Consider the following 26,034-nt stretch of genomic DNA (forward strand, 5'->3'; position numbering starts at 1 on the left):
AGCAAGACAAAAAGTGGTTATGGTCACAATATAACTTTAAAAGTAAAAAATCCTCAAGAATTAAGAAATAGAAAAAGAGAATACACAAAAGCATTTTCAACGGATTTAGATAAGAAATCAAGCTTTGATGAGAATTCGGATGTTTTTTATTTACGCTATGCTCACTTAGAGGATATATTAGTTAAAAAGGGTGATAATATAAAAGTAGGAGATGTTATCGGTAAATCTGGCGTTTCTGGAATTGCTTTGGGTACACATGATCCTCACTTACACTTTAATATTTATAGTACTAAAAAGCAAGAGAATTATCTAGTTAATCCAGCCTATTATGTGAACTGGAAAGAATTGGAAGATTTAACGGAATCCGACAAGAAAATACAACTAGATAGAAAAAATAAAAAATATAAACATAACCCTGTACCAAAACTTTCTATACTAAATTAAAGAATGAAATATTTTATATATCCTTTTGTATGCTTCTTTATCTGCTTCTGTAAGCCTGATGTAAAAAACACTGTAGACAATATAAATAATAAACAGAAAAAAAAAGATTTAAACTTAAATAATGAAGATTTAAAGGAAAAATATCTCGTAACCGCTTCAAATGGTCTTTTTGTTAGAATTAACTCAAGCATTAATGCTGAAAAGGCTAATTTACTACCTTATGGAACAGAGGTTACAGTTATAAATCAAACATATGATTCATTAACAATTACAGAAAATGGCTTTAAAATTAAAGGACATTGGGTTCGGATTGAGAATGATTCAATTAATAATGAATCTTACGTTTTTAACGGTTTCTTAAAAACTATTAGACAAATAGAGGAAGCTTGTGAAAGACCAATGTATGTTTATAAAGAAAAAAAATGGAAAGATTTTTATGGAGTCTATCAATTTAGTAATAATGTCATTGGAATAGCTTTATTAGAAAGTGATGAAGAAGGCAATGACGCAAAACTTGATTTTAATAAAACAAATGAAAATTATTTTAATGAGCTTATAGATTCAGTAAATAGTCATTCTTTGTATAAAGATACTTTTGTTAGGTTATTTAAGAATAAATTGGTTACGTCAAAGTATAACTCAATGGTTGGGGAAGATTTTTATATTTATTGTTATAATAAAATTGTAAAGGCTAAAGTTGAAGATGTGTTTTTTCATACTGACGAATGCTCAGTATCTTTTATTATGTTAAAACTTGATGAAAAATTATTTAATGAAACTACAGGTATACCTCTTTTTGCTTCAAAAAGAAGATTAGAAAATATTGAATTTAATTCTTTTAAAAAGGAAACAACACATTTTAACTACAAAACGGATATATGCCATTTATGGGCAGACTGTTTATTTGAAAATGACAATGAGCATATTACTTTTTTTTTGAAACACGAAAATTATTTTTTTGGATATAGGAACGACTCTAATTATAGCGATCATAACAGTATAGAGCCTTATAGATATATAGTTAGTTTTGACGATAATAAAATATATTATCACTTATCGAGTCATTTGGATCTATTTGGGTGTCCATGTTTGTGACAACTTTGCAGTTCTCGAACTAAAATAATAGCATTGTAAATAATATTAAGGTCGATAGATCTAGCTAAGTAAATTGAAAAAGGGATATAGCGACTGTGAGTGTAAAATCACTTAATTAATAAAAAGTGAAACTATTGAAAACTTGTTTCTTGTAAAATGCAAATGTTTTTTTTAGAGGATGATTCTTTTGATATACATGATGCTGTAGGCTTCCCCATATTAGAACAACTTACATCTCTAAGACAGGTTTAAAGTTATTGTATTTAGTTAAATTGTTAAATAAGTGTAGGATTGTTTTATAAAGTTCATAATTAACGGTTATTAAATTTTATCTCACCTAAAAAACTAATTGTAAATTTGGACATTGAAATTGACAACAACAACTATTTAAAAAATCAAAATGACCAAATTATTTTCACTTAAAGGAAAAATTCAAAATTATGCATGGGGAGGGACGCAATTTATATCACATTTGTTAGGGGAGGAACCCACTACCCAAAAATGTGCAGAATATTGGCTGGGCGCTCATGCTAATGCCCCATCTGTATTAAAAACTAATGACGGGGAGCAAAATTTAAACAGCTTTTTGGACTCCGATTTAACTGCAAAATTAGGAGCGGATATCGCCAACAAATTTGGAAGACTACCATTTCTGTTCAAGGTTTTAGACGTACATGATATGCTGTCCATTCAAGTACACCCTACTAAAATTGAAGCGGAAAAAGGCTTTAAAAAAGAAAACGAATTAGGAATACCGCTTACTGCTGCAAATAGAAATTATAAAGACGATAACCATAAACCAGAAATCATGGTCGCGCTTAGCGAGTTTTGGTTGTTGCATGGTTTTTTACCAAAAGCTAATCTTACTGGCATTCTAAAAAACACCCCAGAATTCACTTCATTACTTCCAATTTTTGAAACCGCCGGATATTACGGACTTTACAAAACAGTAATGGAGCAGTCGGTAGAGGAAAGTAACCACATGTTGCAGCCGCTTGTCGATCGAATTTTGCCCTTGTACAAAGCAGGAAAACTTGATAAATCTAGTCCAGATTATTGGGCTGCAAAAGCGGTAGATTCAGCTGAGGATACTTCTGTTTTAGATAAAGGTATTTATTCCATATATTTTTTCAACATCGTTAAGGCCAATAAAGGAGAAGCTGTTTTTCAAGATGCCGGAATTCCTCATGCCTATTTAGAAGGGCAGAATATGGAGCTTATGGCAAATTCAGATAATGTATTGCGTGGCGGATTAACACCAAAACATATTGATGTGCCAGAATTATTAAAACATGTTGCTTTTGAAGCTACGCATCCCAATATCATGCAAGGCGAATTGCAAGCCGATGGGTTAGAACGCATTTATAAAAGTCCAGCGCCAGATTTTGAATTGAGTCAGATTATTTTAAATAATTCCGATATTTATAACTCGAAATCTAAAACTGCTCAAATCCTAATTGTTGTAGATGGTGGAGCAAAAGTTAGTGAAGGCGATACCGTTATAACCGTTAAAAAAGGTGAATCAGTTATTTTGTTGGCAAATAGTAGCTATCAAATAACATCTCCAGCTTCAGCGGTACTCTATAAAGCTACAGCACCTTAATTTTGTAGCTGATTGAATTATAATTGAAATTCCTTCCGAATTTTTTCTTTTCAGAAATAAAAATCAGTCCAAAAGAAACTTTGTAGGATTCATAAATTTATTGAAAACGCATCTTGTAAAATGCAGATAGAAATTTTAAAAATCTTTCTTTCTGCATTTTCTATACATATTAAATACAGGGAGAAGTACCCAAACCGACAATGCGCTAGTTGAAAGTAAAAGGCCAAAACCCGTGCCGAAAAACTTTTGAAACACCGCCCCTGTATACCCTAATAATGCTGAAATATCTAGTTTTAATAAGATTAAAATTCGAGATAAATCGATGGGGTTAAACATGGTTGCTGTTATTGAAAAGGAGTCTAAAGGATACGACTGAAACGCAATTAGCGACATTAAAAACAAGCCATCATAAATCACAGCCATAAAAAGCCATGCTAAAATGGCGTAACTAAAACCTTTAATTCTGTTTTCATTATAAAGCGCAATATTAAATGCTAGTGCCGTAAATATTAAGGTGAGAAATAATCCGGTTATAAGTAATAAAACAAAATCCCATATCTCATTCGATTGGAATAATCCATAAAGTACAAACGGAATACCTAATCCGATAATAAGACTTAACGAGAGGGATAAGGCGACCCCTAAATATTGCCCAATAAAAATAGTGGATCGCTTAATGGGTTGAGCGAGTAGGAGTTCAGTAAATTCTTTGGAATTGTAATAATACATCACCCCAAAAATGGTTCCTATTAATGGGACTAAAATAATAATCACATTCATTAGTGTGATGACTGCTTTTGAAAGGTCGTTATTCAAAAAAAGTAAAACCGAGCCTAACATAAGATAGAATAGTAAGTAAACGAAACTCCATCGGCTACGAATTAAATCGTAAAAACTATATTTTAATATTTTAAACATGGTCTTGAGTTAAAAGGTTGGCAATGGCTTGTTCAAAATTTGATGCTTTGGTTTGTAATTTAAGGGCTTCAATATGGCCTTTAAAATAGATTTTGCCTTCAAGTAGAAACACAATTTCGTCGGCCATTTCTTCAACAAAACTCATAATATGCGAGGTAATCAAAATAATTTTCCCTTTGTCCTTTTCGGCTTTAATAATGGCTTTTAAATGTAATAAAGCGATGGGGTCTAGTCCTGTTGTGGGCTCGTCTAGAATAATAATAGGACTATCAAACATCAGGGTGAGTACCAGATTAACTTTTTGTTTAGTTCCTCCAGAAAGGTTACTTAGTTTTTTGTTTAAAAAGGGTTCGAGCTTAAACAAAGTAATTAATCTTTCATCTTCTACAGGACGATTGCGTAAGTCTTTAATCATAGCAATAAGTTCTTGCACGGTAAGATTTTCGGGAAAGTTTGCTATTTGTGGCAGATAATCTATTTGATTTCTATATTTCCAGTTGTTTTTAATTGACTTGCCATCCACAGATAAATTGCCCCGATCTGGAATCACCATGCCTAGTAGGGTTTTAATTAATGTAGTTTTTCCAGAACCATTGGGGCCTAAAACGGCAAACACACCTTGTTGAGAAATGTCTAAATCAATGCCTTTAAGCACCTGGTTTTTGCCAAATTTTTTATGTAATTGCTCTATTTTAATCATTCGTACCGTTTTATTTGTGGCGACATATCCAATAAATTATCAGGTGTAAAAACAGGTGATACTTTTTCAGAAAAATCTATAATACCTATAAACAAACTTCGCATTAATATGATGGTTTCTGGGGTTTGGTTTACGATATAAGAAAACAGTTTTACAGGTCGGTAAGGCACATCGCCTACGCCATCATTATCAAGGTCGTATCCCGTGTAACTGCTCCAATAATTGTTTTTAAAAACGTTGTCGTTAATTTTACTGTTATAAGAAACGGCGAATGAATTGTGCGCGAAATTATTTTTTTCATAAACATTCGCATAACAAGCACCATGTACTTTTAAAGCATAGCCATTACGGGTAAAATTGTTTCCAGAATAAGTGACTCTGTTAGAACCTTCAATATGAATGGCGGTGGTGTTTTCTTCAAAAACATTGTTATATATTTCGGCGTCGTTTATTTCTTTAAGTAGTAAGCCGTAGGCTGCAGGTCCCCAATTATTCCTAAAGGTATTTTGATTCATTTTAATGCGTTTTGAAAACATAACAGCTACACCGGCACCGTTGTTTTCAAATGTATTGTTGGTGTAAACATCATCATTAGAAAACATAAAATGCAGGCCGTATCTTAGGTTTTTAGTGCTGATATTATCTTTTATTAAAATATGATCTGAAAATTCTAAATAGATACCATCACGTACTTTTTGAACAATGTTTTTTTCAACGACCACATTTTTTGAATACCATAACTGTATGCCGTTCCCCGAATTGTATTCGTTTTGGGCATCGCCAATTATTTTATTGTGATAAATTTTTCCGTGGTTAGATTTTTCAATATAAATTCCAAAAAAGAGTTTCTCTAGAACCACATTTTGTATCAAGAAATTTTTACTTCTTACAACACGAATGGCGGCGTGGTCGCTCGTGTAACTCGTGCCTACGTTAATTATGAATAAGCCGTCTATGGTTACATAATCTGATACAATTCGTATAATTTCGCCTTGGTCTTCACCGTCTATAACCGGGAAATTTTCGCCTATAATAGTAAGCGGCTTATCTACGACAATGTTGTACTCTTTGTAGGTGCCTTTTTTCACTAAAATGGTATCGCCCGCATGCGCAACAGCAATGGCTTCTTTTAATGATTTTAGCTCACAGGTGTTGCATACCGTTTTCGCTTTCGCGGAAGAGAACTGCGATACAAACAGTATAAGAATAAATAGGACCTTATGTAGGGTGAATGTTTTCAAAAGGATTATTGCGCTTTATTTATGAGGTGCGCTTTTAAACTTTCCCAAGTGTAGAGTTTTCCACCGTGTTCCTTCTGGGCTTGATCTGAAGCTTTCTTGGTTTTAAACGCCGTTAAATATGCGCCCATTGGGCTGGGTAAGTTCTTGCTTATTAAAAAAATGGCTTCTTTTGCGTTAATAAATGCAGTAGGCGCTTCATAATAATTTGTCAAAAATTCTTTTACGGAAAGGGTATTGTTTTCTTCTACAAAATTTAGCATGCATTCGGTTGCATCAAATTTTAAAACTTTGCCTTTATCGGTTATAAGTTCGGAAGCATGAATTTTATCTACAATGGTCATTTTACAAAAATGACAACCATCATTGCCATAGTCTATGGCTTGTGGGCCACTATTGCAGCTGCATAAAACCACCAGCGCTATTAAGGTTAAAGTTGTTTTTAATATTGTTTTCATGAGTTTGTGGTTTTAGAGTGTTTTCCAATTACAAAGGCTAGAAGCGTAAAAAACATGCCTAATCCCATTAAATAACCGCCAAATCTGGGGTAAGAATAAGCATCGAAATTAAGCAGCTTTTCATGTCCGAATAACGGGGGCTTGTAAGTCATAGGTGTACCATCAGGTTTTTCTAGTTTTATAATGGCATTCGGATTAAGGTTGGTGCCATAATCTAGCATCCAGGCATTAAAATCGTACATGCCTAAAACGCCTAATATGGTCATTAAAACGAGCCAGCCTAAGAACCAGTGATAGCTTATTTTCCCTAAAAAGCCTAAGATTCCAATGAGTAGTCCTAAAGCCACCATGCTACCAATTACTATAGGAAACACTTTAAATTCCCACATATCTTCATTTTTAGGAATAATTTTCATTCCAATATAATGATTCAGGCCATCAATGTTTTGAATATCAAACTCGTGCATGCCTTTAATACCATTAATATGGATGTTCATGCCTAATGGTTCTGGATATTGCGGCGCTCCCAGTGTAATATTCCATAAAGGAAATTTAAACAAGCCGGTTAACAGCAGCGCTCCAATAATCATTAGAATACTTGCCTTTTTCATAATAGTTAGTTTAGTTTGGTTGTGCTTCAATAGTAAATTTGGGGCAGTTTATATTATTTCCATCGAAACCATACTATTTAACACAGGCAGCACTTTTTGGGTACTGCCTGTATAAAATTGTTTGTTAATCTTCACCTAGTGAATAGCTTATTTCTATATTAGAATTTTCAGGAGAAACTCTTATATAACCTTGCATTTCTTGGTGCAGTGCGCTACAGAAATCGGTACAATAAAACGGCCAAACACCAACTTGTTTTGGGTACCAAACCGAGGTTTTAGTTTGCCCAGGCATAACTAATAATTCTGAAGTTTGTTGTCCTATCATTGCAAAACCATGAGGAACATCAAAATCTTGCTCGTGGTTTGTAATGTGGAAGTAAACTTTGTCGCCAACTTTAATGCCTTCAATATTATCTGGTGTAAAGTGACTGCGAATGGTAGACATATAAATATGAACTTCTTTGCCTTCTCGTACAACTTTAGCTTGATCTGGACTGCTTACCGCATACGGGTGTTTATTTTCGTCTAGTCGGTATATTTTTTTAGATTTTGGCGCTAAGATGCTTGCAGGAATACCAGCGGCATAATGCGGTTCGCCATGAGTTGGGAAATCATAAATAAGCTCCATTTTATCACCAGAAATATCATAAATCTGTGCAGAGTGTTCCATCTCAGGACCTGTTGGTAAGTATCTGTCTTTTGTGATTTTGTTTAAAGCTACCACATATTTACCAAATGGTTTTCTTGAATTTCCGCCAGGAATCATTAAGTGACCAACTGAGTAGTAGGTTGGTTTTCTGTCTAAAACCTCCCAAGTTCCTAGTTTCCATTTTACCACTTCCGAAGAAATAAAGAATGTGGTATACGCATTGCCTTTATCATCAAACTCGGTGTGTAATGGGCCTAAACCACTACTTTTTACAGTTCCAGCAAGGACATCTTCAAATTTTAAAATTGGAATTCCGTAAGCTTCACCATCAAATTTTTTAGCTTCAATAGCGGCAATCATATTATCAAATGAATGTACTGTTAAATCCGCAGATAATTTTCCGTTTCCAATAATGTATTGCCCTGTAGGATCGACATCACAACCGTGTGGCGATTTTGGAGTTGGTAAGAAATAAATAGCGCCAGGAACTTTAAGCGGATCTACGGTAAGCACTTCCTTTTTCATGGTAGTAGTACCTGTATGTGTAGATTCATCATAAATATTATGCGCATAATTTGCAGGCATTTTAGTACCACCACCATTATTTACATAGTCTTCTATTTTCTTCCAGTTTATGGCTGCTATAAAATCTTTATCATTTTGTGATGCATTTACTTCTAATAAACTGTGTGCTTCTTCGGTGTTATATGTTGTAAAGAAGAACCATCCGTGAGATTTTCCGCGACCAGGATGCGATAAATCATAATTAAACCCGGGCATTATAAGTTGGAATTTAATATCCATATGGCCATGTTCAGGATCGACACTTATAAATGAAAGCGCACCTTTAAATTCACTTTTGTATTCTTTTATAGGCATATCACGTTGCGGAACTGGTACCGAGAATCGGGTTCCTGCTACCACGTATTCTGTGTTTTCGGTAACGAAAGATGAACTGTGGTTACCAGCACTGTTTGGAACCTCTATAATTTCTTCAGTTTCGAATGTGGTTAGACTTATTCTTGCTATTCTAGGGGTGTTATTCCCGTTTATAAAAATCCAACGTCCGTCTAATTCGCCATTAGTTTGAGAAATATCGGGGTGGTGGGCATCATCCCAAGGCACAAAACCATGAGAAGTTTCTAACATAGGTTTGGTTTCTTCAGAATAACCATAACCAGAGGTAGGGAATTGAGAAAAAACAGGAATTTCCTTAAACATTCTACCAGACGGTAAGCCGTAAACGGTAACGTTGCCACTGTAACCACCAGACATAAACGCATAAAATTCGTCATGTTCTCCTGGTGCTACATATACTTTTTCGGCGGCACTAGACCTTAATGCGCCACTTGATTTGTTTTGGTTATTGTTATTGCCACAACTTGTAAGTAGCATTAACGCACCAAATAGGGTAAGTAATTGTAATTTATGTTTTTTCATGGGATATATAGTTTGAAAGATTTTTAGGTTACTTGGTTTCTGGTAAAATCACTTTATCCACAACGTGAATAATGCCATTGCCTGCTTTTATGCTCGCTATTATTTTTGCACCACCTACATACACATCGTCTCCTTTAACTTCAACGGTAGTACTGGTATCGTCTGCCTGACCTAATTTTTTAAATTTCTTTAAAAAGTCTTTGCTGTAATTGGCAGCAGTAACGTGGTGTTTTAAAATGGCAGCTAATTTCTCCTTGTTTTCTGGTTTTAATAAGGTTTCTACCGTTCCAGCTGGTAAAGCATCAAAGGCTTCGTTAGTAGGAGCGAAAACCATTAAAGGCCCTGCATTTACTAACACATTTTCTAAATTTGCAGCCTGAACCGCAGCAACCAATGTGGTATGATCTGGCGATTGCATGGCTATTTGTAAAATGTTTGGCGTGGAGCTGCTGTCGTCTATAAAGGCCTGACCTTTTTGACTGTTTGAAGTAGCCTCGGAACTTGTTTGTACAGGTGTATTGTCTTGTTTTACCTCATTTTTACAGTTGTAAAAAAGGACTAAAAACACTAGTAAAGTGCCTATTTTAAAAAATGGAAAACTCTTCATAATGGAATTATTTAAGTGTTCTAAAATATTCTAAAATGTCGCGAGCTTGAGCTTCGGTAAGGTTTTGATTGGCCATGGCAGCACCATTAAATTCAACCAATAATGCTTTTGCAATGGGGTCTTGTTCGGTCATTAATTTGGGGTCTAGAATCATGTTCATAACCCATTCAGGTGTTCTAAGTTCTAGTATTCCTGCAGGACTCGGACCAATAAAACGCTTGTTTGGTTTATGGCAAGCCGTACAATTGGTTTTAAAAAGCTCGGCGCCTCTTGCAGCCATAGCTTCGTCTATGGTTGGATTTAATTCTACATGTTTTACTTTTCCAACCCCTTTGTTATCCAATGAAGCTCTTTTTGAAGCAGGAAGTTCAGAGGCTGCAGCGGGTTGCTCAACTGTTTTTTCTGTTGCTGGTTGTTGGTTGTATTCAAATTTTTTGGTCTTTTTTTCTTCTTTTCCGCCACAACTTATTAGAATGCCTGCTGTGATGAGAAATACAAATTTGATTAGTGCTTTCATTGATTTTTGATTTTTTAGTTACTGAAATTAAGTTGAGATTATTATATATAAGCGCTAAAAAAGACAGCCCTTTTTAACATCATAAAAATATAGGAAGCATTTAATTGAAAAGATGACATTTGTCATAAAAAGACCTTTTTGTCCTAGATGAGGTAAGAAAAAGGATTTTTCAATATAAAAAAGGAAACACTTGTGGGGTTTAATATTTTGTTATTTAATGTTTTGTGGTTTTAGTTTTGTGTTTTCGATGTTAGAAAATGTTGTAAAAAAAACATCCCTTCTTCACGTTGTGAGAAAGGGATGCTTTATAAAAGGCTAGTTTTAATTATAATCGAGTTTTAAAACTCAAAATCGAAGTATAAGCTACTTTCAATGTTTTCTTCGGTAACATCTTCACCTTTTAATACATCGCCATCTTCATTAAGTAGTTTCAAATTCATTTTCCAATAGCCTGTCATGGTTAAGGATAGTTTTCCGTCGTACATGTTAGAGGCTGCATTATATGTTAAGTCCTCGTTATTTGGCGAACTGTGATTTCCCATGCCTGGCATTCTTGGGTCTACCGTAACAGTAAAATCTTCAACTACAGAGAAAGTCATCATGTCTTCCATTTTGTATAAAACTGCAGTAAAATCGTTTACTTTAACTTCTGGATTTACTGGCGTTACCATAGCAAGAACATATCTTGAATTATCACTCCCCATAAAGGAACTTACACTGCGCATATCATCTTCATCAGCAATGACTTCAATGTTTTTTGAAGCTTCAAAAGATTCGTCATCTATGCTGTAGTTTAGTTTTAAATTCCAATACTCCGTATCGTTTCCTGGCATTTGAAAAACGATAAAGCCGTTTGAAACCGTTGTGTTTTCAGTAAGTGAAACTTCCGAAGTAGGACAAGAGTGCATCATGCTTGTCATGTGCATAACAGGTGTCCAGCTTATTTCTGCATTAGAAATGTATGTGTTTGTAGCTTGATCTTTAATTCTGATGGAAATATCATTGTATCCAATCATGAAGCTTTTGTTTGCTGAATATAATTCAATATCATGATGATCTGTTTCAATGGTTTCTACCAAGTTTAAACCTTCAACAGGGTTTTCTTCTTTAAGATCGTCGGAATCATCTGATGAACATGAAACGAAACTTGTAAAAAGAATAGTGATTGCGAATAGGTACTTAATTGTTTTCATTGTATATGGTTTAAAAGGTTTTTATTAATTGATTTTATAAGAAAGTGAGACATAGATATTACGTCCCATTCTTGGAATATTATTCCAATCGGAATAGGTTGAATAATAGGTGTCAAAAATATTTTCAACACCAGTTTTTAGATACAATTGATTTTTTGAAACATAAAATGTTTTACCTAATGCTAATGAAAAAATGGTGTAGGCATCAGATTGGTCTTCACCAAAATCGGGGTTGTAATGGATTTGTTTTCCTGCGCCACGCATGGCCAATTCGCCGTTAAATGTTTTTTTATGATATTTAAGCGTTGCGCCGTAAGCCAAAGGACTAATAAAAGGTAAGTTGCGTTGGTCGTTATCTATCCCGCGATGGTATGAAATTACCCCGTTTAAGTTTAGCGTTTTCGATATTTTATACGCCGAACTTAACGCCACATTAGTAATCACTGCGTAATCAAGGTTTTGATATACTTTAACACCTTCGGCACCAATGGTCATGGGGCTTAAATTTGTATCCACTTCTCCAATAATATAATTGGGCATTTTAAAAGCATTGGCGTCCAAACTTATATTAAAGGTCTTCTTATTTAAAGCCACCGAACCATTTAACTCTAGCGCTTGCTCGTTTTTAAGATTAGGATTTCCTATATAATCATGATTGTCTGAACTGTTATACAAGTAAAAACCATAACCTTCGGAAACCGATGGAGCACGTGTAGCATACGATAGGCCTGCAGCAACATCAAACGCATTTATTTTTTTGTGATACTGCGCTGCCATGCTTGTTAAAAAACGATTTTGTGAGGCTTCCATGTCTGGATAAAAAATCTTTAAACTGTTTAAGCCAAACTCATCGGCGACACGGTTGTTTTGAAACGAAAGTCGTGTAGATACTTTTAAATCTGATTGCGCAAAAGTGATCTGATCCTGAACATAAATTCCCGAATTTAAAGTATGTACATCTGGCCAAGTGAGCATAAACATGGCAGATTGATTCGGGTCGTTAGGGTACATGGTCATTTCTGCTAAAGCGCGATTGTAATACCCATCTACTTTGAACAAAACATTGTGCTTTTGCTTATTTAATTGGGCTTGCGAGTAAAAGCCGTAAGTGTCGCTCCAACCTGGCATATCCATGCGAATAGGCACATCTGGACGTTTGGAATCGTCCATAATATGTGTTATCGAATTGGCATACAGTTTAGATTCCCAATGCGTAAGTTGGCCTAAATGTAACTGCTCATAACTTACCGAGCCAATAAAAGCACGCGCCAACGAAACATCCATGGGCAGAGCAGGGTAGCCTACGTTTCTAGCTTCATCAAAAATAAAACTCGTAGTTAATTTACTTTCATTTTTCAATAATACACCGCCGTTAAAGGACAGGTTGTACTTTTCAAATTGCGAGTAAAGCACTTCTTCGCCACCTCCAGCAAAATAATTATCTGCGTTTCGGTAAATAACATCGGCATCGACGTAGAAATTTGTGTCTGCAAAGTTGAGGTCGGCACCAATTATTTTTTGCTTGTTATTGCTTTCAAAACCGCTTTCTATGTTTACTTTAAAATAATCTTCTTTAAAACCCGTTTTATCGAGCTCCAAATCGATGGCGCCACCTACACAAACACCGTGTTCACTGCCTTCTTGACCAGAAGCCACCGTGATTTTAGAAAGATTCGACACATCGACATACGATGTAATTGGGTCCATTTTATCGGTACAAGCAGCAAAAATACGCATGCCATCAATAGTAACCGATAAGCGTTCTGAAACCATATTATTTACGGCGGGTTCCCAAGCATAAGCGCCTCTTTTTATCATGTTAACTTTTTGAGCGCTATCTAAAAATTCATCAACCGATGCCAATGGTTTAGGTTCTTGCTGATAAAAAAGTTTTTTCTTAGAAGCGATTAACACCACTTCCTTAAGAATGTTTGTTTTAACAGAATCGACTTCTGTTTGTGCATGTTTTTTATGATTTTCTTGCTGACTGTAGCTCCATAAGGGAAGTGTTAGTGCCACAAGAAAACATACCCGTTTTAGCTTGTTAATAGCTTGATTTGGGTATAGCATTATGCCCATAGCTTTAATATGTTGCATGCTATAGTTTTTGATAGTTATGTAATACAGTAGATTACCGTAGCTTGTTTTTTAACTACAGTATTCGGTGTTTAACTATGCAATTTGTGGCGGCGGAGAAATGGTCGTGATAAATACCTTAGAGTATAATTCTTGCGAAGTACTAAAAGTGTGTTTTACCAGACTAGGTATAGGTTGAGCTAAGTTGTAGTTTGCCTCAAAGTCTTGAAACAGAATGTTATGAGATTCTATTTTATTTTGTGATTTATTAGGCGTTTCTTCCGATTCTTGTGCTTCTTTAGCAAGTTGTTTGGTGAGGTAACATTTTCCATTACAAGCTAATTCTGGCTTATCTGTGTTTTCACAAAGCACGGTAGCAATATAGTCGTAATTTGAAACATACTCAAGCACAGGCCATAAAGGCTTTAAAAGTATGGTAAAGGCTAAAATTACAGGAATGATGCTTTTCATTTGTAACGCTACAGCTTGTGCTAACTTAGTTTGTGGTTTCAAATTTAAAGCGCAAAAGTACTAAAAAAGATGACAAAAGTCATATTGAGGATATTTTTGTCTTTTATGTTTGAATGTTCTTGAATTTTAACTAATAAATCACGAATTGATGTGCTTGTTTTGAAAATAGTGTGCTTGTTGAAGCTTGTTTTTCTAAATTTTAATCTAGATTTCTAATCCATATATTTCTAAAACTCACAGCACAATGATGGTCTTGCAAAAATAGAGGTGCTTTGCCGTGTTTGATGTTTTTTGGAAAGCCGATATATTCAGTTGTGCCTTTTATTTCAAAATGATCTTGAATTAAAACACCATTATGAAGTACAGTAATGGTTGCCGATTTTGTTTTTTCTCCTGATTTATTGAAGATTGGTTCATGATAAATAATATCATAAGTATTCCATGCGCCAGTGGGAACAGAAGCTTTTGCTAATGGAATGGCTTGTTTGTATATCGCACCTACTTGACCATTTACATAAGTTTCGTTATTGTTATTATCTAATATTTGAACCTCGTATTTACTTTGAAGAAATACACCGCTATTGCCTCGGTTTTGTCCGTCGCCATCAATAATAGATGGCGATTTCCACTCTAAATGCAGTTGTACGCTTCCAAAATCACGTTTGGTTTTAATGCTGCCAGAACTACTATCTGGAATAATGGTCATGCTTTTTTCGGCTTGGTTAATTTTCCAATTAATCGCTTCGCTGCCTTCGGCGGAAACCCATTCATCAAAATTGGTTCCGTCAAAAAGAACAATAGCATCACTAGGCGCGCCATTTTGGCTAACAGGATTTACCGTAGGGGGTGCAGGACTCCAAATTTCTGTGTCTTTGGGGTCGGTTGGTTCCTTTAACGGGATGGTGTTTTCTTTTTTTACAGAGCCTGAACAGGCCATTAAAATGAAGCAGATTAAAAGACTAAGACTGAATTTCTTCATGAGTTATAAACCTAAAATGGATTTTAAATGCTTGCTGTCTGTTTCGCCACCAGCAAAATCATCAAAACTGCGTTCTGCGGCTTCAATAATATGATTTTGAATAAAAGGAGCGCCTTCTCTAGCTCCTTGTTCCGAAGATTTTATACAGCATTCCCATTCCATAACTGCCCAAACATCGCAGTTGTAAGTTGTTAGTTTAGAAAAAATACTTTTAAAATCAACTTGCCCATCCCCTAAGGATCTAAAGCGTCCTGCGCGGTCTTTCCAATTGGAATATCCGCCGTAAACCCCTTGTTTTCCTGTGGGATTAAATTCTGCATCTTTAACATGAAAGGCTTTAATACGTTCGTGATAATGGTCGATAAACGCTAAGTAATCGAGTTGTTGCAATACAAAATGACTCGGGTCGTACAATATATTGGCGCGTTTATGATTATTGGTAGCTTCCAAAAAACGTTCGAATGATACGCCGTCGTGCAAATCTTCTCCCGGATGAAGTTCGTAACAAACATCTACACCATGTTCGTCAAAATGATTCAGAATTGGTAACCAACGCTCCGCTAAAGCTTCGAAGCCCATTTCTACCAAGCCATTCGGGCGTTGTGGCCAGGGGTAAACCGTATGCCATAATAAAGCTCCCGAAAATGTTGCATGCGATTTTAGTCCCAATCGTCCGCTTGCGGTTCCTGCCTTTTTTAGGGTATCAATAGCCCATTTTGTGCGTGCTTTGGGATTATTTTTAACGGCATCTGGAGCGAAACCATCAAACAGAGTGTCGTAAGCAGGGTTTACGGCAACTAACTGACCTTGTAAATGAGTGGATAATTCGGTGATTTCTAATCCGTATGCATGCACTCTGGCTTTTAAATCCTCGCAATAAGTCTGACTTTCGGCAGCGGTGTCAATATCGATTAATCTAGATTCCCAAGTAGGAATTTGAATGCCTTTATAGCCCAGATCTGCAGCCCATTTACACATGCCTTCAAGGCTATTAAATGGGGCATCGCTTCCTGCAAATTGCGCTAAAAATAGGGCTGGTCCTTTTATTGTTTTCATAAGCTATCTCTTTTGTGCTAGTCTAATTTTGTCCATGCTGCGTTATGGCGGTCGCTATCTACGGCTGCATAAATAAATTGCATGCCACGAATACCATCTTTAACCGTTGGGTAATCTGGTTTTTTTATGTTTTTGCCATCTAAAACCGCCATAAGATGTGTGGCGAAATTTTTATAAATGGTAGCGAATGCTTCCAAATACCCTTCGGGATGCCCGGCTGGAATTCGGCATACTTGCACTGCTTCAGGATACAAATCAGGGCCGTTTGTGGTGAATATTTTTATTGGCGCATTCAGTTTATGTGTTATTAATTGATTGGGGTTTTCTTGGCGCCATTCTAGGCTGCCTTTGTCTCCATAAACTTTAATGGCTAAATTGTTTTCTTCGCCCAAAGCGATTTGCGAAATAGACATGGTACCCTTGGCGCCGTTTTCCATGCGAAGCAGCATATTGCCATCGTCGTCTAAAACACGTCCGTCACCAAATTTGCCTAAATCGGCAGCGAGTTCTTTAATTTTTAAACCTGTAATATATTCCACTAAATTTTCGGCATGGGTGCCAATATCGCCTAAAGCGCCTCCAATACCAGAGCGTTTTGGATCGACGCGCCAAGAGGCCTGTTTTTGCCCTGTTTTTTCAACCGAAGTGGCCAACCAGCCTTGTAAATACTGTACTTGTATTTTTCTAATATTTCCTAAATCGCCTTGAGCAACCATAGCTTTAGCTTGTTTTACTAAAGGATGTCCTGTGTAATTGTGGGTTAAGGCAAATAGTTTTCCGCTTTTCGCGATAATTTTTTCTAAAGTGATGGCTTCATCTAAGGTTAAACTTATTGGCTTGTCGCAAACGACATGAAAACCATTTTCTAAAGCCATTTTAGCAGGCGGAAAATGCATGTGATTGGGCGTAACAATGGCAACAAAATCCATGCGATCCTGTTCTGGACGTTCTTTTTCTTTTAAAATCATCTCTTCAAAACTTCCGTAACAGCGTTCTGTAGGTAGAAATAAAGCTTTGCCAGAGGCGATCGATTTTTCAGGGTTACTGCTAAACGCACCACAAACCAATTCAATCATGCCATCTATTGCCGATGCTTTTCGGTGTACATCGCCAATAAAGGAATCGGCACCACCGCCAACCATTCCCATTCTTAATTTTCTTTCCATATTGTTTATTCTAATACAGTTTCTGCTTCTGCTTCTGCTTGGTTTCTTTTATTCATATAAATATTCAGTCCTAAAAAAGCTAAAATTAATAGAGCTGGTAAAATAGACATGGTGCGTAGGGCTTCGGTAGCACTGGCGTTGTCCATAAGATTTCCCATAACGGGAAGTACAAGTGATACCGAAAACATGCCAGCTCCGCCCATGATGGATAGGCCAAGAGCGCCTGTTTCTGGTAAATATTCGGCAACAAAACCCAACATGGTTGGCCAGAAAAAGGTAACTCCTACGGCAAAAACAGCAGCAGCAATAAAAGTCATGCCCCCGCTAGTAACGGTGAGTAGCCACAAACCAATAAAAGTGAAAATTGCAGAAAACAGCAACATACCTGCAGGTTTTAATTTATGAACTATAGGGCCTGCAAACAAACGGCCTAAAGCCATAATACCGTTGATAAACGCTAAAACAAGTAACGGAACTTCTACCGATTGTTTTAATAAAGATTCAATGCGTTGTGTGGTGCCTAATTCGGATGCAGCGGTTAAAAACATGCAACATACCATAAATATGAATAATGGTTTTCCTAAGCTTTGAAACATGCTTTTTGTGCTTATGCCTAGTTTAACGCGTTCTGTAACAGGGAATTTTTGATTAAAAAATAGAAGCCCATACATAATGGTTGGTATAAATAAAGTGGCCACCATAATCTGCCAACTTAAGCCTAGAACGTCCATAACCAACCAACCTACAAGCGATCCAATAACGATGCCTCCAGGAAACCAAACGTGAAACCGGTTTAACATTTTAGTTTTTTTATCGGAATACATCGAGGCAACAAGAGGATTTAAAGCAGCCTCAACCATACCGTTTCCTATGCCAACAAATAGGGTGGCAAGAAATAAAGAGGTCATGGAACTTGCCATAATGGTCCAGATTATCCCAATTATATGTGTAAAAAAGGCAATCCATGTAATTTTTTTAATGCCTAAAAAATCTACTAAAGGACCTCCAAATAGCATGGCCAAAGTAAAACCAAAAAAGGCCGGCGTAAAGGCGTATCCAATTTGTTCTAAAGTTAAACCAACGCCTTCTGGTCCGAAAACCGTTTCTAGACGGGCGCGTATTGCAAAGGTCATGGCGGTGGTAATTAAAGCAAGGCAACTTGCTATAAAAAGGTGTTTTTTATTAATATCCTGCATATGTAGTGGTTTAGTTTGGTTTTGTATTGGTTAGGAAACCTGTGTTCCTGCGCGTATTAGCAAATCTCTAGTAAGTATGATGCCTTTTTCTTCTGAAGTGTTTTTGCCTTCATATTCAACACCAATAAATCCATTGTAGCCCGAGTCTTTAATTAGTTTGATGGTTTTATAATAATCGATTTGTGTTTCATCACCTTCATCATTAAAATCGTATGACTTTGCGCTTATGGCTTTGGCGTAAGGCAGTAAATCTTTAATGCCTTGAAATTTATCGTAGGCTTCAATACAATGCCCATTGTTATCTTTTTCAATACAGAAGTTTCCAAAGTCTGGAAGTGTGCCGCAGTTTTTGTTTTTAACTTTTGAAAAAACCTGATCCATCCAAGCGCCGTTAGACGAAAAACCACCGTGGTTTTCAACCAAAATATTAATATTTGAACCTGCTGCGAAATCTGAAAGTTTTGATAAAGAATCTAGACTTGCTTTAGCAGCTTCATCAGCATGTACACCTCCGGCAAGATTAACGCGAATGGCATGGCAGCCTAAATAATGAGCAGCTTCCACCCATTTATAATGATTTTCTATGGCTTGAAGTCGTTTTGCGTTGTCTTGATCGGCTAAAGCACCTTCACCATCAATCATGATTAATACATTTTGTAAGCCTTCAGAGTTTGCTCGCGAGTTCATTTCACTTAGAAAAGCTTTATCATTCGCTTTATCGTGAAAAAAGGCATTCACATATTCTAAACCTTCAAAATTAAATTGTCTTGCTTTGGCAGCGAAATCTAAATGCTGCATCTCCTTGTTAAATAATGCACGGTGCAGAGACCATTGCGCTAAGGAAAGTTTAAAAAATAAGGGGTTGGTTTTACTGTGATTTATGTTTTGGGAATCACTTTTTGTATTGGATTTATCTTTGCATGCGCTTAAACCCAGTAGCGTTAAGGCAGTGGCTGCTCCAACAGATTTTGAAATAAAGTTACGGCGTTTCATAATATCTTGTTTAGTAGTCAAATAGACCGTCAGATATTGTGAAAATAAAAAAATGATTTTTTAAAACTGTGTATAATTATTCAGTGAAAGAATTTATACAAAATAGAGTTTGTTTCAATTTATAATTACAAAAACTGAAAATTTTCAATATTATGTTTCATTCGATATGCATTTGGTGTACATTTTTCATGTTTTTTAAATATCGTAGAGTAATATTGACTGGTTGTAAAACCACACATATAGGCGACTTCAGCAATAGAAAGTGTCGGGTCTTTAATTAAAATGTCTTTAGACATTTCTAGACGTTTCATGGTTAAATAGCGCATGGGGGTTAAGTTGGTTAGTTGTTTACAGTGGTGGGTAAAACGAGTAAGGCCAACGCCTGAAGACTGTGCCATACGATCGATAGTCCAATTTTCAGAAAGTTTTTTTTCTAATTCTTTTAAAAAGAAAGCGACGCTTCTGGAGCTATCTGTTAAGGATTCATTTAAAACAATGTCATTAGTATCTAATAAATCTAATAATAAAATGAGGAGGTAGTTAATTTGGAGTCTAATTTTGGAAGCGTTACTGCCATTTATATCGGTATCTACAATTTTTTGTATGCGCGCAAAACAATCTCGAACACGTAGATTGGTTTTTAATATGGATTTTTCATTTTTCCTTAAAATAGCAGTTAGCCTGTCTAAATCTTTGTCGGTTAAGGTAATCCAGTCTGGCCAAACCCAGTTTTGGTGTGGTCGGCGAACGCCTAAATCGATTATAACCCAATAAAATTTACCCATGCCAATATTGGGATTTCCAACTTTATGGGCTTCCCATGGGCGTGTAATGGTAAGTTGGTTGGGTGTTAAGATGGTCTCTTTGTTTTCTTGAGAATATGGCATGGTACCAGACTCTAAAAAATGAAATTCAATGCCTTCATTTCTATGCCAATCAAGACCCCAATCTTGTGGTTCGTTGGCATCCCAATAGCCTATGCTGTTAAGGCCTAAAGTGTGTTCGTCCAAACGGTCTCCAGGGTAAGTGTGTCGTGCTAATGCTTTAAATTTCACTTTATTGCGTTTAGCGGCGTCTATAAGTGGTATGCAAGTGTCTGCTTGATACGTAATGCCATCTGCTTTATAGGGTTGGATTTTATGTGTGTTTATTTTCACTGAAATAATTTAAACATGATTATTCTGCAAAATAATTATTTTTCCATTAATTATGAGTTTATTTAGTAATTTAATAAGTTTTTGCAGGATGTTTTGTTGATTATTTAATTTCCTGTAGTAAGCCATAACAATAAATAATTAAAATGAAAGAAGCTGGGATTACCGAGTACCCGACAGTTTATGATGCCATTGTAATTGGTACGGGGATAAGCGGCGGCTGGGCTGCTAAGGAATTATGCGAAAACGGCTTGAAAACATTGGTTTTAGATCGTGGTCGCATGGTGAAGCATATTGAAGATTATCCAACCATGTATATGGATCCTTGGGATTTGAAGCATAGAGGTATGCAGTCGGATAAAGAATTGGCTAATCAAAAGGTGCAAAGCAGACTTTGGGGTGGTGGTTTAACCAAGCCAGAGAGTAGGCATTGGTTTGTTGATGATTTAAAACATCCTTATAATGAGGTGAAACCTTTCGATTGGTTACGGGGGTACCATGTTGGCGGACGCTCAATTATGTGGGGAAAACAAACTTATCGATTAAGTGATTTAGATTTTGAAGCGAATAAAAAAGATGGACATGGCGTTGATTGGCCCATTCGCTATAAAGATATTTCGCCTTGGTACGACAAAGTTGAAACTTTTATAGGAGTATCGGGCAAAAACTTAGGGCTTCCGCATTTGCCCGATGGTCAGTTTTCCGAACCTATGGAGCTTAATTGTGTCGAGGAAGAATTTCAGAAAACCCTACCTAAAAATTTTAAAGACAACAGGTTATTAACCATTGGTCGTGTGGCGCATCTTACCGGAAACGCCATGCACGAAGGGCGTTCCAATTGCCAGTATCGAAATAGATGCATTCGTGGTTGTCCCTTTGGAGGGTATTTTAGTAGTAATTCATCAACTTTACCCGCTGCCGAACGTACAGGAAATTTGCATTTACGACCTAATTCTATAGCCTACGAAATTGTGTACGATGAAAGCACCGGATTGGCTTCAGGCGTAAAAGTTATTGATTCTGAAACGCATGAAAAATTCTTTTTTAAAGCTTCAATCATTTTTAATTGTGCTTCAACATTAGCAACAGGATCCATCCTTTTACAATCTAAATCCAAACGATTTCCAAATGGTTTGGGGAATGATAGCGGAGAACTCGGACATAATCTTATGGATCATCATTATCAGGTAGGTGCTTCGGCACAAGTAGATGGTTTTGAAGATAAATATTATAAGGGACGTCGTCCAAATGGATTTTATATTCCGCGTTTTCAAAATTTAGGCGATGCTGCTACGGCTAAGAAAAATTATATCAGAGGTTTTGGGTATCAAGGCGGTGCTAGTCGTACCGATTGGACCCATTTAATTTCCGAATTAAGTTATGGTAAAAAATTAAAGGAAGAGGCGTTAAAACCAGGACCTTGGTTCATTGGTATGAGCGGTTTTGGCGAATGCTTGCCGTATCACGATAATAAAATAACTTTAAATTATGAAAAATTAGACCAATGGGGCTTACCAACCATTGATGTTGATGCCGAGTTTAAAGAAAACGAAGAAAACATGCGACAAGATATGATGGATCAGGCAGTTGCTATGCTTAAAGCGGCGGGTTATAAAAATGTGCATGGGCATATGGGAAAAGCAGTTCCTGGTGCTTGTATTCATGAAATGGGTACAGCAAGAATGGGGCGTGACCCTAAGACTTCGGTGTTAAATGAAAATAATCAAATTCATGCCGTACCTAATGTTTATGTTACCGATGGAGCATGTATGACCTCTTCGGCATGCCAAAATCCGTCTTTAACCTATATGGCAATAACAGCAAGAGCAGCAAATCATGCTGCAGAAGCTTTTAAAAAGAATAAAATGAGTTAAGATTATGGATAGAAGAATCGCATTAAAAAATTTGTGTATGGGGCTTGGTTATACGGTAGCCATGCCAACCATTTTAAATATGGTTAGTTCGTGCTCATCAAAACCAGATTCGACCTGGACCCCTTTGTTTTTGTCCGATGAAGAAAAATATATGGTAACACAATTGCTAGACATCATTTTGCCAGCAACCGAAATCCCTGGGGCTTTGGCTGTAAATGTGCCTCAGTTTTTAGACATGATGTATGCAGAAATTGAAGAAGATCACATTAAGCAGTCGTTTAAAAAAGGTGCTATGGTTTTTGCTGAAAAATTTAAAACAGAGTTTAATACGGAAGTTTTAAATGGAGAAAAGAAAGATTTTGAAAAGCTATTAGAGTCTTATTTCAACCTTCCTGAAGCTGAAGAACACTTGGTGCTGCAAGAGCAAAAAGCTTCGGTTGATACTATTGATGCCAAAAATACAGATCGTTATATGGTATATAATTTTTTACTAGCTGTACGCTATTATGCCCTGTTTGGCTATTGTACTTCAGAAGAAGTTGGTGAAAATATTTTGACGTACGATCCTATTCCGGGCGTTTATCGTGGTTGTATTTCTGTGGAAGAAGCTTCAAAAGGAAAAGCGTGGTCGTTATGATGAAGATTTCAAAATACATTGTTTTTTTATTGTTGATTTTTTGCTTCACTAACTGTAAAAATCAGACGGAAGAAAAAAGGTTTCAGAATCCGGTTGGGTGAATTTATTGCAAGATTCAACTTTAAAAAATTGGACCGTTAAAATAAAAGGACATCCTGCTGGCGAAAATTATAAAAACACCTTTAGGTTGGAAAACGGAGTGCTTAAGGTAAATTATGATTTATATGAATCGTTTAATGATGCCTTCGGACATATTTTTTATAATCAAGAATTTTCTAATTATAAACTCAGACTTCAATATCAATTTACTGGCAATCAGATTGAAGGTGGGGCGGACTGGGCAACCCGAAATAGTGGGGTGATGATTCACTGTGAAAACCCGAAAAACATGGGGTTAAATCAAAATTTCCCTGTGTGCTTAGAAGTACAGTTGTTAGGTGGTTTAAGTTCAGGAGAACGGCCAACAGGAAATTTATGCACACCAGGAACAGATGTGGTAATTGATGAAAAACGGGTTACCGACCATTGTGTCAATTCAAGTTCAGAAACATATAACGGCAATCAATGGGTAACTTTAGAAATTACGGTTCTAAACGATTCTTTAATAACTCATAAAATTAATGGAAAAACGGTCATGTCATACACTAAACCACAAATTGGCGGTGGTGGCGTAGCAGATTCTGGAAGAGCTGATTATTGGGAACAACAACAAGGAAAATCGCTTAAAAAGGGCTTTATTTCTTTACAAAGTGAAAGTCATCCTGTAGCCTTTAGAAATATTGAAATTTTAGAGTTGTAGGTTTTTTTTGAGACGGGAGTTGGGAGTTGAGAGTCAAGAGTTATGAGTTATGAGTTATGACCGCTTTGCTTTAGTTTCAAGATGGCTTCGCTTTTGGAATTAAGTGTTAAGGTTTGATTGAATAATTCGAGCTTAAATTTATTTACAGGCCCAGCGAAAACCACGAATTAATAACTGTCTTGTTTCGTAAGTGTCTAAATCGGAAGGTTGGTGGCCTATCGATAAATAGAACACCTTTCCTTTTCCGTATTGGGTGGTCCAACAAACGGGCATGACAACACCTTTTATCCAACTATCATGTGCGCCCGAAAATGTGGTAGTTGCCAATACATTCACTTTAGGGTCCATGTGCATATAGTATTGCTCGGTATGCGAAACTTTAAAGTCTTTAAGGCCTTTGGTAATTGGATTAATGTTATCAGCAATTGTTACTTTGTAATCAACTTTACCGCCTGGGTGTTTTACAAACTGGCCTCCAATCATATATTGGTATTCTGTATTGTTTCTAAACGCATCGCCCAATCCGCCGTGAAAACCAGCTAAACCAACACCGTTTTTAACAGCATTTTCAAGCGCTTTAATTTGAGTGTTTGAAATTTCGCCCATGGTCCAATGCTGAATAATCAAATCGGCATGTTTCATAATTTCGGTTTGTGTATAAACTCCCAAAGAATCACTTAAAGTCACTTGAGCGCCTTCCTTTAAAAGCCATTCTTGAATTTTTTCTGCTGAAGCTTTTGGCTGATGGCCTTCCCAACCACCATAAACTAAAATGACATGTTTGTTTTTAAGTGAAGGTAATTCAGCTGAAGCCTTTTCTTGAGCGTTTGAAGACAGTGTAACAATGAAACAAAAAACAGGAATTAATAATCGGAGCGTAGCAGTTTTCATTAAAAAAATATTTAGCTTTAAATATAGTTAATTGTATTGTAATGAAATAAGGAATTTGAATTGAAACAGTAAGTTATCAGCCTCGTAAAATAAACATTGCGATTTATGAGCTAGATTTTCCGCAGGAAAATCAGCATAAATAAGAAGTTACGTCCATTGCTGTTTATGCTAAAGTAACAATGTTTATTATAAGAATCTGGTTAAACAATAAATATGTTTAATTTACTTTTAAATATATTGTATATCAATTTATTGTCTGGTTTCTCAATGATTAAGTTTTTATTCTTTAAGTAATGGTAATGAGAATGAAAACCTTGCTGTGTATAATTATTTTAAAGTAAACCCTCTTTTGTCCGAATACTTTCTTACCGACAGATACTCTTTATAAAGTAAGTATTCTGCGTCATTATGAAATTGAATTCCAGTAGAATTATTATTTAAGTCTTTAAAAGTGTTTATTACGGTAAAAAACCAGGATTCACGTATTTCAATAAGCGATTTGATAAAGTCATCATTTTGACTTGAAATAGTAGGGTTATTTAATATACTGTCTATTGATTTTACAATTTGTTCTATTTCGTTTGTTAAGTACTTTTTGAGGTATATGGCTCCAGTGCTAATTCCATTCCATTCTCCTGAGTCACGTTCTCTTTGACAAACAAAGTTCATTGGTTAATTGGGGTAGATTACGGTTTTTCCAAAAGTTGAAATTGAAAATTTTTCGATATGTAGTTCTTCAATTTTATTGTTGTTCTTTTTATACAAGTAGAGGAAAATAACTGTAAGTTTATCCGTAATTAAATTGATATGTCTTTGAATGACTAGTTTAGTTGTTTTTTTACGTTTTTGATTAGGAATAAGAACGACAATTATATAAAATATGGTACTGGTGATTATCCCATAAGATAATGTAAGCACAATATTATTTATGCCATTGACATCAAACCTCTCATTTGAAACTTCGATTAGAGGAAATAGTTTTAATTGTATCCAACAAACTAAAATTAAGCTTATGATATTTAATAAACTAAGCATTTTTTTCTCCATATTTTTACATAAATGTGTTTAAGATTCGTATGATTTTGTTGTGACGAATAAGTGTGAATATACTTCTGAACGTAGTTTAAATCAGAAAAAAAACGCCTAAACTATTTGTGCTAAAGTAGCAATATTTTATAAATATTGTTAACGACTTAAAATTCATAAAAATTAAATCAATCAATCTATAATCAACTAATTTATGAATTCTGTTTCTGCATTTAAAGAGCT

At 35.8% G+C, this 26,034-nt stretch carries 25 protein-coding genes; 6 read left to right on the plus strand and 19 right to left on the minus strand.

Annotation, left to right across the window (positions count from 1 at the left end):
• The first annotated feature begins 30 nt into the window (after positions 1 to 30).
• The 3 genes from H6X70_RS17050 (at position 31) to manA (ending at position 3,142) form a co-directional block, all read left to right on the plus strand.
• Entirely contained in the window at positions 31 to 444 is a 414-nt protein-coding gene (locus tag H6X70_RS17050) for a M23 family metallopeptidase (protein ID WP_410529798.1), read from the plus strand.
• Positions 445 to 447: 3 nt separating this feature from the next.
• Entirely contained in the window at positions 448 to 1,539 is a 1,092-nt protein-coding gene (locus H6X70_RS00295; protein ID WP_194765682.1) for an SH3 domain-containing protein, read from the plus strand.
• 400 nt (positions 1,540 to 1,939) lie between these two features.
• On the plus strand, positions 1,940 to 3,142 hold the full coding sequence (gene manA, locus H6X70_RS00300) for a mannose-6-phosphate isomerase, class I (protein ID WP_194765683.1): 1,203 nt from the start codon (positions 1,940 to 1,942) through the stop codon (positions 3,140 to 3,142).
• Between the two features lie 135 nt (positions 3,143 to 3,277).
• Here manA and H6X70_RS00305 read toward each other — a convergent pair whose 3' ends face one another.
• The 17 genes from H6X70_RS00305 to H6X70_RS16985 all read right to left on the minus strand — a co-directional run bounded on the left by H6X70_RS00305 (position 3,278) and on the right by H6X70_RS16985 (position 20,567).
• Complete coding sequence (locus H6X70_RS00305) at positions 3,278 to 4,060, minus strand: ABC transporter permease (RefSeq protein WP_194765684.1); 783 nt, start codon at positions 4,058 to 4,060, stop codon at positions 3,278 to 3,280.
• On the minus strand, positions 4,053 to 4,760 hold the full coding sequence (locus H6X70_RS00310; protein ID WP_194765685.1) for an ABC transporter ATP-binding protein: 708 nt from the start codon (positions 4,758 to 4,760) through the stop codon (positions 4,053 to 4,055). Before H6X70_RS00310 ends, H6X70_RS00305 begins: the two co-directional genes overlap by 8 nt.
• Positions 4,757 to 5,968 carry a nitrous oxide reductase family maturation protein NosD gene (locus tag H6X70_RS00315; protein WP_194765901.1) on the minus strand — a complete coding sequence of 404 codons (1,212 nt, stop codon included), beginning with the start codon at positions 5,966 to 5,968 and terminating at the stop codon, positions 4,757 to 4,759. The genes H6X70_RS00310 and H6X70_RS00315 overlap by 4 nt, the downstream gene beginning before the upstream one ends.
• Before the next feature lie 38 nt (positions 5,969 to 6,006).
• Positions 6,007 to 6,456: a nitrous oxide reductase accessory protein NosL gene (locus H6X70_RS00320; RefSeq protein ID WP_194765686.1), complete on the minus strand. Its 450-nt coding sequence runs from the start codon at positions 6,454 to 6,456 to the stop codon at positions 6,007 to 6,009.
• Entirely contained in the window at positions 6,453 to 7,067 is a 615-nt protein-coding gene (locus H6X70_RS00325; protein ID WP_194765687.1) for a hypothetical protein, read from the minus strand. The genes H6X70_RS00320 and H6X70_RS00325 overlap by 4 nt, the downstream gene beginning before the upstream one ends.
• Positions 7,068 to 7,191: 124 nt before the next feature.
• Positions 7,192 to 9,156, minus strand: coding sequence for a Sec-dependent nitrous-oxide reductase (gene nosZ, locus H6X70_RS00330; RefSeq protein WP_194765688.1), 1,965 nt, complete (start codon positions 9,154 to 9,156; stop codon positions 7,192 to 7,194).
• Positions 9,157 to 9,184: 28 nt separating this feature from the next.
• Entirely contained in the window at positions 9,185 to 9,763 is a 579-nt protein-coding gene (locus H6X70_RS00335; RefSeq protein ID WP_194765689.1) for a fasciclin domain-containing protein, read from the minus strand.
• A 7-nt stretch (positions 9,764 to 9,770) separates the two neighbouring features.
• Complete coding sequence (locus H6X70_RS00340; RefSeq protein ID WP_194765690.1) at positions 9,771 to 10,280, minus strand: c-type cytochrome; 510 nt, start codon at positions 10,278 to 10,280, stop codon at positions 9,771 to 9,773.
• 338 nt (positions 10,281 to 10,618) lie between these two features.
• A complete protein-coding gene (locus tag H6X70_RS00345; RefSeq protein WP_194765691.1) occupies positions 10,619 to 11,473 on the minus strand; it encodes a hypothetical protein in 855 nt (284 codons plus the stop codon).
• 24 nt (positions 11,474 to 11,497) lie between these two features.
• On the minus strand, positions 11,498 to 13,570 hold the full coding sequence (locus H6X70_RS00350) for a TonB-dependent receptor (RefSeq protein WP_228530216.1): 2,073 nt from the start codon (positions 13,568 to 13,570) through the stop codon (positions 11,498 to 11,500).
• Between the two features lie 75 nt (positions 13,571 to 13,645).
• Entirely contained in the window at positions 13,646 to 14,062 is a 417-nt protein-coding gene (locus H6X70_RS00355) for a hypothetical protein (RefSeq protein WP_194765692.1), read from the minus strand.
• A 157-nt stretch (positions 14,063 to 14,219) separates the two neighbouring features.
• A complete protein-coding gene (locus H6X70_RS00360) occupies positions 14,220 to 14,999 on the minus strand; it encodes a DUF1080 domain-containing protein (RefSeq protein ID WP_194765693.1) in 780 nt (259 codons plus the stop codon).
• Between the two features lie 3 nt (positions 15,000 to 15,002).
• On the minus strand, positions 15,003 to 16,055 hold the full coding sequence (locus H6X70_RS00365) for a sugar phosphate isomerase/epimerase family protein (protein WP_194765694.1): 1,053 nt from the start codon (positions 16,053 to 16,055) through the stop codon (positions 15,003 to 15,005).
• Between the two features lie 17 nt (positions 16,056 to 16,072).
• A complete protein-coding gene (locus H6X70_RS00370; protein WP_228530217.1) occupies positions 16,073 to 17,221 on the minus strand; it encodes a Gfo/Idh/MocA family protein in 1,149 nt (382 codons plus the stop codon).
• Between the two features lie 5 nt (positions 17,222 to 17,226).
• Positions 17,227 to 18,417 carry an MFS transporter gene (locus H6X70_RS00375; RefSeq protein WP_194765695.1) on the minus strand — a complete coding sequence of 397 codons (1,191 nt, stop codon included), beginning with the start codon at positions 18,415 to 18,417 and terminating at the stop codon, positions 17,227 to 17,229.
• Positions 18,418 to 18,447: 30 nt separating this feature from the next.
• Positions 18,448 to 19,410, minus strand: coding sequence for a sugar phosphate isomerase/epimerase family protein (locus H6X70_RS00380; protein ID WP_194765696.1), 963 nt, complete (start codon positions 19,408 to 19,410; stop codon positions 18,448 to 18,450).
• Between the two features lie 125 nt (positions 19,411 to 19,535).
• On the minus strand, positions 19,536 to 20,567 hold the full coding sequence (locus H6X70_RS16985) for an AraC family transcriptional regulator (protein ID WP_194765697.1): 1,032 nt from the start codon (positions 20,565 to 20,567) through the stop codon (positions 19,536 to 19,538).
• A gap of 143 nt (positions 20,568 to 20,710) precedes the next feature.
• Between H6X70_RS16985 and H6X70_RS00390 the strand changes: the two genes are divergently transcribed.
• The 3 genes from H6X70_RS00390 to H6X70_RS00400 all read left to right on the plus strand — a co-directional run bounded on the left by H6X70_RS00390 (position 20,711) and on the right by H6X70_RS00400 (position 23,874).
• Positions 20,711 to 22,438, plus strand: a complete 1,728-nt coding sequence (locus tag H6X70_RS00390) for a GMC oxidoreductase (protein ID WP_194765698.1) — start codon at positions 20,711 to 20,713, stop codon at positions 22,436 to 22,438.
• Positions 22,439 to 22,442: 4 nt separating this feature from the next.
• Positions 22,443 to 23,075, plus strand: coding sequence for a gluconate 2-dehydrogenase subunit 3 family protein (locus H6X70_RS00395; RefSeq protein WP_194765699.1), 633 nt, complete (start codon positions 22,443 to 22,445; stop codon positions 23,073 to 23,075).
• Between the two features lie 97 nt (positions 23,076 to 23,172).
• Positions 23,173 to 23,874 carry a DUF1080 domain-containing protein gene (locus tag H6X70_RS00400; protein WP_194765700.1) on the plus strand — a complete coding sequence of 234 codons (702 nt, stop codon included), beginning with the start codon at positions 23,173 to 23,175 and terminating at the stop codon, positions 23,872 to 23,874.
• Between the two features lie 138 nt (positions 23,875 to 24,012).
• Here H6X70_RS00400 and H6X70_RS00405 read toward each other — a convergent pair whose 3' ends face one another.
• On the minus strand, positions 24,013 to 24,765 hold the full coding sequence (locus tag H6X70_RS00405) for a ThuA domain-containing protein (RefSeq protein WP_194765701.1): 753 nt from the start codon (positions 24,763 to 24,765) through the stop codon (positions 24,013 to 24,015).
• Between the two features lie 327 nt (positions 24,766 to 25,092).
• Positions 25,093 to 25,434: a hypothetical protein gene (locus tag H6X70_RS00410; protein ID WP_194765702.1), complete on the minus strand. Its 342-nt coding sequence runs from the start codon at positions 25,432 to 25,434 to the stop codon at positions 25,093 to 25,095.
• Between the last annotated feature and the right edge of the window lie 600 nt (positions 25,435 to 26,034).

Source organism: Tamlana sp. I1 (genome assembly GCF_015355625.1).
Classification (GTDB): Bacteria; Bacteroidota; Bacteroidia; order Flavobacteriales; family Flavobacteriaceae; genus Pseudotamlana.

Coding starts and splice junctions, on each gene's coding strand:
- H6X70_RS00295 (WP_194765682.1), top strand. CDS start 448: ATGAAATATTTTATATATCCTTTTGTATGCTTCTTTATCTGCTTCTGT.
- manA (WP_194765683.1), top strand. CDS start 1,940: ATGACCAAATTATTTTCACTTAAAGGAAAAATTCAAAATTATGCATGG.
- H6X70_RS00305 (WP_194765684.1), bottom strand. CDS start 4,060: ATGTTTAAAATATTAAAATATAGTTTTTACGATTTAATTCGTAGCCGA.
- H6X70_RS00310 (WP_194765685.1), bottom strand. CDS start 4,760: ATGATTAAAATAGAGCAATTACATAAAAAATTTGGCAAAAACCAGGTG.
- H6X70_RS00320 (WP_194765686.1), bottom strand. CDS start 6,456: ATGAAAACAATATTAAAAACAACTTTAACCTTAATAGCGCTGGTGGTT.
- H6X70_RS00325 (WP_194765687.1), bottom strand. CDS start 7,067: ATGAAAAAGGCAAGTATTCTAATGATTATTGGAGCGCTGCTGTTAACC.
- nosZ (WP_194765688.1), bottom strand. CDS start 9,156: ATGAAAAAACATAAATTACAATTACTTACCCTATTTGGTGCGTTAATG.
- H6X70_RS00335 (WP_194765689.1), bottom strand. CDS start 9,763: ATGAAGAGTTTTCCATTTTTTAAAATAGGCACTTTACTAGTGTTTTTA.
- H6X70_RS00340 (WP_194765690.1), bottom strand. CDS start 10,280: ATGAAAGCACTAATCAAATTTGTATTTCTCATCACAGCAGGCATTCTA.
- H6X70_RS00345 (WP_194765691.1), bottom strand. CDS start 11,473: ATGAAAACAATTAAGTACCTATTCGCAATCACTATTCTTTTTACAAGT.
- H6X70_RS00350 (WP_228530216.1), bottom strand. CDS start 13,570: ATGCAACATATTAAAGCTATGGGCATAATGCTATACCCAAATCAAGCT.
- H6X70_RS00360 (WP_194765693.1), bottom strand. CDS start 14,999: ATGAAGAAATTCAGTCTTAGTCTTTTAATCTGCTTCATTTTAATGGCC.
- H6X70_RS00365 (WP_194765694.1), bottom strand. CDS start 16,055: ATGAAAACAATAAAAGGACCAGCCCTATTTTTAGCGCAATTTGCAGGA.
- H6X70_RS00370 (WP_228530217.1), bottom strand. CDS start 17,221: ATGGAAAGAAAATTAAGAATGGGAATGGTTGGCGGTGGTGCCGATTCC.
- H6X70_RS00375 (WP_194765695.1), bottom strand. CDS start 18,417: ATGCAGGATATTAATAAAAAACACCTTTTTATAGCAAGTTGCCTTGCT.
- H6X70_RS00380 (WP_194765696.1), bottom strand. CDS start 19,410: ATGAAACGCCGTAACTTTATTTCAAAATCTGTTGGAGCAGCCACTGCC.
- H6X70_RS00390 (WP_194765698.1), top strand. CDS start 20,711: ATGAAAGAAGCTGGGATTACCGAGTACCCGACAGTTTATGATGCCATT.
- H6X70_RS00395 (WP_194765699.1), top strand. CDS start 22,443: ATGGATAGAAGAATCGCATTAAAAAATTTGTGTATGGGGCTTGGTTAT.
- H6X70_RS00405 (WP_194765701.1), bottom strand. CDS start 24,765: ATGAAAACTGCTACGCTCCGATTATTAATTCCTGTTTTTTGTTTCATT.
- H6X70_RS00410 (WP_194765702.1), bottom strand. CDS start 25,434: ATGAACTTTGTTTGTCAAAGAGAACGTGACTCAGGAGAATGGAATGGA.